The organism is Dapis hubbardiae BLCC-M172, assembly GCF_050016015.1.
Classification (GTDB): domain Bacteria; phylum Cyanobacteriota; class Cyanobacteriia; order Cyanobacteriales; family Microcoleaceae; genus Trichodesmium.
In genome coordinates, this window is sequence record NZ_JBNHEQ010000061.1 from 1 (window position 1) to 8,657 (window position 8,657).

An 8,657-nucleotide genomic window follows, 5' to 3' on the forward strand; every position below is an offset into this window, starting at 1 on the left:
CATATAGCGCTTAAAACTCAGACGTTCTAGTTTTTCAACTCTATGTATAGTATCTTCCCATAAGTCCTGTTAAAAATACTTTCAATAATTAATAATTACCTCTTCTTATCAAGAAGAGGATTGGCGCTCAAGGAATTTTTTTCTTTTTTTCCATGAATTGAGAGGCTTTATACCTTAATTTTCCGGTAAGCATTCAAGGTGCATCTCAGTATTTGCAAAATACTTTTTTTCTGTTCCCTGTTCCCTGTTCCCTATTCCCTGTTCCCTATCCCCTACTCCCTTATTGTAATGAAAAACATTTTATTTGTTCTGTACGAAGATTTTCACTCTAATAGTGCCCTTCATGTACATCATTTTGCTAATAATTTAGTTAAATTTGGTTTTGATTGTCTGGTAGCTGTACCAAGAAATAAACAGACTGTTTCTCAGGTAGGAGAACATTTAGCAAATTTATATCAAGTGACAGAATATGGTGAATTTTATCGCTTAAACGAATACTTTAAAAATCAGCAAGGACCCGATGTTGTTCATGTTTGGACTCCTAGAGAAGTTACTAGAAATTACTGTCATAAACTCCGGAAGGCTTATGACTTTAAGTTAGTAATTCATTTAGAAGATAATGAGGAATATGTTCTGGAAAAATACTTAAATAAACCTTTTGAAGAAATTGCTACTGCTAATGGTTCCCTAGAAATTCCCGATAATGTTTCTCATCCCCAAAAATATAAGGAATTTCTAGCAAGTGCAGATGGGGTGACAGTTATTATTGAAAAGTTAAAAGAATTTGTTCCCAATAATGTACCGAGTTTAATTTTATGGCCTGGTGTAGAAACAGAGCATTTTTATCCTAGAGATAAAAATCCAGAAATAGCAAAAAAATTTGGCGTTCCTGACAATAATTTAGTTTTTTCTTACACCGGAAATGTTCATGCTGCTAATACTTATGAGGTGAGAAGTTTATATTTAGCAGTGGCAATGTTGAACCGAGAAGGTCAACCTGCTGTTTTAATTAGAACAGGTAGAGATTTCTGTAATTTTTTGGGAGATGATGATAGTTGGGCGCGACAATATGCTATTGAATTAGGATATGTAGACCGGAGTTTAATGCCAGAAATTTTGGCTTTAGCAGATGTGTTAATTCAACCAGGTAGACCTGATAAATTTAATGATTATCGTTTCCCCTGTAAGTTGCCAGAATTTTTAGCAATGGGTAAACCTGTAGTTTTGCCTGCTACTAATATTGGTTTAGTGATGGAAAATGAGAAAGATGCTTTGATTTTACCTGTGGTTGATGCGGTTAATATTGTTGATTCTGTGGAAAAATTGTTGAGTGGTAATTCTCTAAATGAAAAGTTAAGTGAGGGTGCAATTGATTTTGCCAAAACTCACCTTAACTGGGAGGAAAATACAAAATTACTGAAATCTTTTTATGAACATATTGGCTAGTTTACCTAAATAACACGGGAGCATGAAAGCCATCGTCTTTTAAGCGATGGATGAAAGGCGAGGAGTCGGATTTTAATCCGATGTATTTTATTTGACCAAAAAGCCACGTTGAAGGCCCCCGTGTTTTAACCGGGAGATGAAAACAACCGAGTCCTTTAGACTAGACAACTAAAGTAGTCCTATGCTATTATTACTCACAATAAAGCCATCCAACCCTCGTTTCAAATGTACTGTTGTCAGCAAGTTTTAGTAGGTAAAAATCCCGAATTAATTGCTATTTTAACATTCTTATGTGAACAGTCTCACAAGCTAACTAACATGGGAATATATTATGGTCGGCAATTATTTTTTAAGTCTCACAAAACTCTCGGCAAGTTTGAATTGGAAAAGGTCTACAAAAAGAACTATCATTACAAAGTTTTACATTCGCTCTTCAGCACAACAAATATTGAGAACTGTAGCTGAATCATTTAGGTCTTATTATGGTCTTATTATTGCCTATAGTGAAGGAAAAGTATCAGACAGACCAAGGATTCCTAAGTACAGAAAAAAAGGGGGAATGGCTACAGTTAGTTACCCCAAGCAAGCATTAAAACTTAAAGGTAATAAAATTAGAGTCCCACTAGGTAATACCTGTAAGCGCTGGTTTGGTCTAGATTGCTTTGAGATTCCTATGCCGAGTAATCTCCAATTTTTATCTCTTAGAGAACTGAGAATATTACCGAGAAATAGATGCTTTACCCAAGAATTTGTCTATGAAAAAGAAGTAGTAGTTAAACCTCTATTAAATCAAGAAAATGTATTAGGAATTGATCATGGTGTAAATAATTGGTTGACCTGTGTATCGAATGTGGGTACTAGCTTAATTGTAGATGGTAAACATCTCAAATCAATGAATCGTTGGTACAATAAACAGATATCAACTATCAAAGAAAATCAACCGACTGGATTTTGGTCAAATAAACTAGCTGCAATTACAGAAAAGCGGAACCGCCAAATACGTGACGCTATAAATAAAGGAGCCAGAATAGTAATTAATCATTGTTTAAAAAATGCTATTGGTACAATTGTTTTTGGTTGGAATAAAGGTCAGAAAAATGAAATCAAATTAGGAAAAAAAAGTAATTCAGAATTTGTACCAATTCCGACAGCTAGACTGAAAGAAAGAATAGCTCATTTGTGCTATGAATATGGAATAATACTGATAGAAACCGAAGAAAGTTATACAAGTATTGCTTCGTTTTTAGATGGTGACAATCTGCCTATTTATGGTGAAAAACCCGATGATTGAAAACCGTCAGGAAAAAGAATAAAGCGATGCAGCGCGGTCTTGGGGGTTTCCCCCATGAGCGACTGCATCAAGAAGCGTGGTTTGTATAGAACAGGTAATAATTGGTTAATTAATGCAGACTGTAACGGGGCTGCAAATATAATCACAAAAGTAAGCAGAAAGCTAGGGTTAAACTTAAGCCAACTGTGTAGGGGCACTTTGACTTGTCCCCAGAGAATATATCTTTGGTCAGCTAAGAAAAAACGGAGCAACATGGATTTATCCTGTTGCGTAGTATCAACTTAGAATCCCCGTGACTTAAGTCCGGGGAGTAGTCAATGTCATGTAACTTATTCAACTAAATTGCCTTCTCAAAGATTTAGGAATTTGAGCTAAAAGCAATAGTAGAAATTTTTCATTCTCTGAAGCTCTGGGAAAATAAGATGCTCGTTCTTTGCCTAATCAAATCTTTCTATCCATTGTTCCTCAACAGAAAAATACTAACATTTTCATTCTCTGAAGCTCCTGAAAAAAATCGGCGGCTCAAAGAAATTTCGGTTGCATTCGGACAAAAATTTTGATATCATTAAAATATGTGGTGTCCGCTCGCCTACAAGCATGACTTTTTATTCAACTAAAATGTTAACGATAGAACTCCATTCCCCTTTCGCTCTGCGAGATCAAATGCCCAACCTAGCGACAGCTATATAGCGAATGTTGTAGAAAGGAAAACCAATCTATAAAAACATCAAATGCCTTCTATATATAGAAAGTATTTCTTAACACCAATAAAACCATAAGCAAAGAAAAAGTAATTCCTTTTAAGAATCCACAAACTGCCAAAATTATTGAATTATAATTATGTATACAAATTCAAAAACTCAATCTATAGCAGTCCTATTTTATTTGTGTATAAAAACCTTACCGCTTTTAGGAAAGAGGGAACAGGGAATAGACGAGAGTTTCAAGTTTTTTATCTACTTTTTGATTACCCGCGACCTATGGGCGAATTGCTATAGTTGAAAATTAACTTTTATAGAATTTTTCACAACCAATTAAATTGAGAATTAGTATATTTTTTTATAATAAAAAAAGGATAAAAAAACTAATACCCAACCCAGTCAACATAAACAGTCAATGAGACACAAAGGATATTATTTGTGGAGTAACACACCCTAAATAGTGCAATAGTAGGGGCAGATTTTAGTGGAAATTTTCATGCTTACCCTAAGATTAAGTAAACCCGCCCTAATGCACAAAATTAGTTAGTCGTTAACACCTAAAACTGTTTTTTAGTTTCATCTTTTGCGTAAGTCCTGTCAAATTTATTCTCTGATTCAACTATAGTAACTGAATGATAAATTTAATATTATTATTAATCAACTACCGTAATATTGTCTACCACTAACTTAAAATATCCTGATAGAAAAACATAGTACAGATTTGAATTTCTTCATAAATGAAAGATAATTAAATCTAGGAAGTAAGGTGAGGAGCAAAGGCTTAATCAATCATTATTGTTCCATTTCTGTTGGTTTGAGCAATAGTTCCACTCCATTTAATATCTGCTCTACTCTCTCCGGTGAAAGAGTACCTATTTTATCTGTCAGTTTGGCTTTTTCGACTGTGAAAATTTGGGATATATTCACAACTCTTTGATCTGGTAAATTAGCCTCACCTGGAGATAAGACAATGTTACCAGGAACAGCAGCAAGCTTCAGATTAGAACCTAAACTACAAACAACAACAGTATTAATTAGACTAAAATTAAAAACATTGTTTTGGATGACAACATGAGGGTGTCTATAACTAGGTTCAGAACCGGATGGTTCACCTAATTCTATCCAGAATATATCGCCCTGATTAATTAACACTCGTCCTCTATTATACTCCTATGATGTCCACTAATACTACTTATTGATGTTGATGTTTCAGCATCTGAAATATCTCCATAAGCAGCATTTATTTTTTCTAGTAATATTCGATTTTGATGCCGACGGATAAACTCTTCTAGAGCAATGGCAATTAAACGACTTCTAGAAATTTTCATTTCTGCGGCTATTGCCTCAGCTTGTTCAAACAGATACTCTTGCAGTGATATTGCAGTTTTAACAGTGGCCATATAATTATACTTTGACTTTCCTGTTAGTATAATCAGTGGTTATATTGCTGTCAATACACCTTAAAAAAGGTCTCACTATCTTGATTTGTTTGAGAGATTTCAATTCCCCTTTACTAAATATTCAAAAATTATCCTACATACTAGATTGAATTTAGAGTTAATTTGTTTCAGATAATTCCAGAGAAAATCTTAAATTCTGGTCATAATCTAAAATCTAAAAAATTTAGGGAGTAGAGGTGATTCGTGAATCACCCTTAGGGGAGTAGGGAGTAGAGAACAAGGGGAAATTTATTTGTGCAGAATTTGACACCGAAAAAATATTTTTGCTTCAAAAGAAGAAAATTTTTATTATGGCTAATTAATGAAACTTGATAGTAAGAGCAAATCTTAGACTCATAATTACAATAAATATTTGGACTTACGTCTAGCAAATTATCGTAATAATAATTTGAAATAATAATTTTATCTAGTTTAGCTACAGTCCAGCTCTGATCACCAAAGCGATACAATAGCCTTACAGAAAACGTAGGAAGTTCATTATCCTAGCATTATTTTTCAAATTTGGTATAAAATATCTTAGTTCGATCAAGGTGTTAAAAATCCTATAAATATAAAACCCATAAAGCTTTATTACCAAGTAACTAAACTATGGAAACTATCCTAACTTTCCTTTACGAAACTGCCCAATATGCAAATACCCTAGTCAAAACTCAACTAATACATCTAAGTTGGGCAAGTTTAGTCATCATCTTTGTCGCCGGTTTACTGACCAGTCTAACTCCCTGTATGCTTTCTATGTTACCAATAACTATCGGTTACATTGGCGGATATGAGGCTAAAAGTCGCATTCAAGCTGCTGCTCAATCTACTTGGTTTTCTCTAGGATTAGCCACAACTCTTGCAGGATTGGGTATTATAGCATCATTGCTGGGAAAAGTCTATGGTCAAGTAGGTATAGGATTACCAATTATTGTTAGTATAATTGCTATTTTAATGGGTCTTAATTTACTAGAAGCTTTGCCATTACCAATGCCATCTTTTGACAGTATGGGATGGATATCTCAAGATTTACCTAAAGGAGTACGTTCATATTTATTAGGTTTAACATTTGGTTTAATAGCATCTCCCTGTAGCACTCCTGTATTAGCAACATTATTAGCTTGGGTTTCGACTACTGGAGATTTGATTTTAGGTGGAATTTTATTACTATTTTATGCTATGGGTTATGTAACACCTTTGATATTAGCTGGAACTTTTACAGCTAATATTAAAAAGTTCTTGGAAATTAGAAAATGGTCTAGTTGGATTACACCTGCTAGTGGAATTTTATTAGTTGGTTTTGGTGTATTTTCACTTTTATTTAGAATTGTACCAGTTTAAAAAGAGGGAGTAGGGGAGTAGGGGAGTAGGGGGTAGGGAAGTAGGGGAGTAGGGGAGTAGGGGAGAAATAATGGATTATTTTGGTGTGATAATTGATTTGATTTTTTATTATTGGAGATGCTTAATAAGGATTCAGTGAAGAAGAAAAAATGAATATATATGAAGATTATAACTGCTATATTCTACGCTTTTAAGGAAAACCTCAATTCTCACATCTGATTCCTGATTGCTACATATCTACTTATGATAGTTAAGAAAGAATTGGTTAGGACATAGACTGATAATGAATTTTAGACAGCGGAAATTTTTTTCTAACTGTTCCCTATTCCCTATTCCCTATTCCCTATTCCTTATTCCCTATTCCCTGCTACAAAAAAAATTGTTGAAACTTTTAGGAATTAAATAAATGGATGCTCAAGATTCAGAATTAAATGGAAAGCTAAATCCTGTCAAAATATTTAGACGAGAAATATTGCCATTATTAGCAGATTTACGCTTGGCGATCGCTCTCCTTTTAATCATAGCTATCTCTAGTATTTCTGGAACAGTCATAGAACAGGGTGAGTCAATAGATTTTTATCAAGAAAACTATCCAGAAAAACCAGCATTATTTGGTTTTTTAACCTGGAAAGTAATTTTATTATTAGAATTAGATCATGTTTACCGGACTTGGTGGTTTTTATCAATATTAATATTATTCGGAGCCAGTTTAACAGCCTGCACATTTACCAGACAATTACCCGCCTTAAAATCTGCTAAACGCTGGAAATTTTACGATAAAAAACAACAATTTAAAAACTTAGCATTAAGCGCAGAAATAGAAACAGCTTCCTTAGATTCCTTAGAAAAAATATTACAGCAAAAAGGTTATCAAACATCTCAAGAACCAGATAAACTCTACGGACGAAAAGGAATTATTGGGAAAGTCGGTCCGATAATAGTTCATGCTAGTATGCTCATAATTTTAGCAGGCTCAATAATTGGTTCAATTACCGGATTTGTTGGTCAAGAAATAGTGCCGAGTGGGGAAACATTTCAAGTTAAAAATATTGTCGATGCCGGGATTTTTGCCGAATCACAAATTCCTAAAAATTGGTCAGTACGAGTCAATCGTTTCTGGATTGACTATACTCCAAAAGGAACAATTGACCAGTTTTATTCAGACCTATCAGTATTAGATAAAAGTGGCGAAGAAGTAGATAGAAAAACCATATTTGTTAATCAACCCATGCGGTATCATGGAGTAACAATGTATCAAGCAGATTGGGGAATTTCTGCAGTCAAAGTTAGAATTAATAAAAGCCCTGTTTTTAAGTTACCAATGGCAAAATTAGATACAGCAGGAGGGGGAAGAATTTGGGGAACTTGGGTTCCTACAAAACCAGATTTAAGTGAAGGTATATCTTTACTTGCCAAAGATTTACAAGGAACTGTATTAATTTATGATAATACTGGTAAATTAGTTGCTAGTGTGCGAGAAGGAATGTCTACAGAAGTGAATGGTATTACCTTATTTGTTGACAAAATTATCGGTAGTACAGGTTTACAAATAAAAGCAGATCCAGGAATTCCAATTGTTTATTTAGGTTTTGGTTTATTAATGTTGAGTGTGTTAATGAGTTATGTTTCTCACTCCCAAATTTGGGCTTTTCAAGAGAATGAACTACTTTATATAGGGGGTAAAACTAATCGTGCTAGTGTTGCTTTTGAACGAGAAATGTTAGAGATTTTAGACAGATTAAATATTGAATCAGGAAATGATGAGAATGTATCCCCTGAAGACAAACTTTTTCCAGATTTTCGTCGAGGTTGACTTAATTAGGGTTTGTTGAATAAAGTCTTTTAGTAGGGGTAGGAGTCAGGAGTCATAAGTCAGGAGTCAGGATAAATGGGGAATTTAGATGAGGTAGTGGGAGGAATTATCTCTTAATTTTCCTGTAATATTGAGCCAAAAATGCTAAATTTTTGAACCTAAATGACCTAAAAGTTCGTACTTTTTCCAGACAAAAAAAGGCTAAAAGCTTTATCTATTAACCCACATTCCGCACGACAAAATGTAGTATATTAAAGAGGGGAAAATTTGAGTAAGTATTTAGACTCAAGAAAAAAAAACTCAAAGTGTAATTCTAGAGCTAAAGGTGAACATCAAAAAAAGATGAGAAAATGTCAATAGAAGTGACTAATATAGACCACTTAGGGTTGGTAGCAGGAATCATTGATGAGATTGGTATAGAACAGAAAATTAATCAACTACTTGGAGAACAATTATCAGAAAAAATAACAGGGGGTCAAGTAGTGAAAGGAATGGTTTTAAATGGGTTAGGATTAGTGTCATCTCCATTATACTTATTTAGTCGATTTTTTGAGGGAAAATCTATAGAACACTTAACGGGACTTTAGCAAATTTCAAGCCCAAACAAATCCCAAACTCTCTTTATG

At 33.9% G+C, this 8,657-nt stretch carries 7 protein-coding genes; 5 read left to right on the forward strand and 2 right to left on the reverse strand.

Annotation, left to right across the window (positions count from 1 at the left end):
- Window positions 1-288: 288 nt before the first annotated feature.
- Both ACP6PK_RS06270 and ACP6PK_RS06275 read left to right on the forward strand, forming a co-directional pair.
- Window positions 289-1,446 carry a glycosyltransferase family 4 protein gene (locus tag ACP6PK_RS06270; protein WP_426558704.1) on the forward strand — a complete coding sequence of 386 codons (1,158 nt, stop codon included), beginning with the start codon at window positions 289-291 and terminating at the stop codon, window positions 1,444-1,446.
- Between the two features lie 331 nt (window positions 1,447-1,777).
- Window positions 1,778-2,737 carry an RNA-guided endonuclease InsQ/TnpB family protein gene (locus tag ACP6PK_RS06275; RefSeq protein ID WP_426558706.1) on the forward strand — a complete coding sequence of 320 codons (960 nt, stop codon included), beginning with the start codon at window positions 1,778-1,780 and terminating at the stop codon, window positions 2,735-2,737.
- Between the two features lie 1,493 nt (window positions 2,738-4,230).
- On the opposite strand, the gene ACP6PK_RS06280 is transcribed toward ACP6PK_RS06275, so the two are convergent.
- Entirely contained in the window at window positions 4,231-4,590 is a 360-nt protein-coding gene (locus ACP6PK_RS06280; RefSeq protein WP_426558708.1) for a type II toxin-antitoxin system PemK/MazF family toxin, read from the reverse strand.
- Window positions 4,584-4,838, reverse strand: coding sequence for a hypothetical protein (locus ACP6PK_RS06285; protein ID WP_426547613.1), 255 nt, complete (start codon window positions 4,836-4,838; stop codon window positions 4,584-4,586). The genes ACP6PK_RS06280 and ACP6PK_RS06285 overlap by 7 nt, the downstream gene beginning before the upstream one ends.
- Before the next feature lie 648 nt (window positions 4,839-5,486).
- Between ACP6PK_RS06285 and ACP6PK_RS06290 the strand changes: the two genes are divergently transcribed.
- The 3 genes from ACP6PK_RS06290 (at window position 5,487) to ACP6PK_RS06300 (ending at window position 8,618) form a co-directional block, all read left to right on the forward strand.
- On the forward strand, window positions 5,487-6,218 hold the full coding sequence (locus tag ACP6PK_RS06290) for a cytochrome c biogenesis protein CcdA (RefSeq protein ID WP_426558710.1): 732 nt from the start codon (window positions 5,487-5,489) through the stop codon (window positions 6,216-6,218).
- A gap of 406 nt (window positions 6,219-6,624) precedes the next feature.
- Window positions 6,625-8,031, forward strand: a complete 1,407-nt coding sequence (locus ACP6PK_RS06295; RefSeq protein WP_426558712.1) for a cytochrome c biogenesis protein — start codon at window positions 6,625-6,627, stop codon at window positions 8,029-8,031.
- 350 nt (window positions 8,032-8,381) lie between these two features.
- On the forward strand, window positions 8,382-8,618 hold the full coding sequence (locus ACP6PK_RS06300) for a DUF4277 domain-containing protein (RefSeq protein WP_426558714.1): 237 nt from the start codon (window positions 8,382-8,384) through the stop codon (window positions 8,616-8,618).
- Window positions 8,619-8,657: the final 39 nt, after the last annotated feature.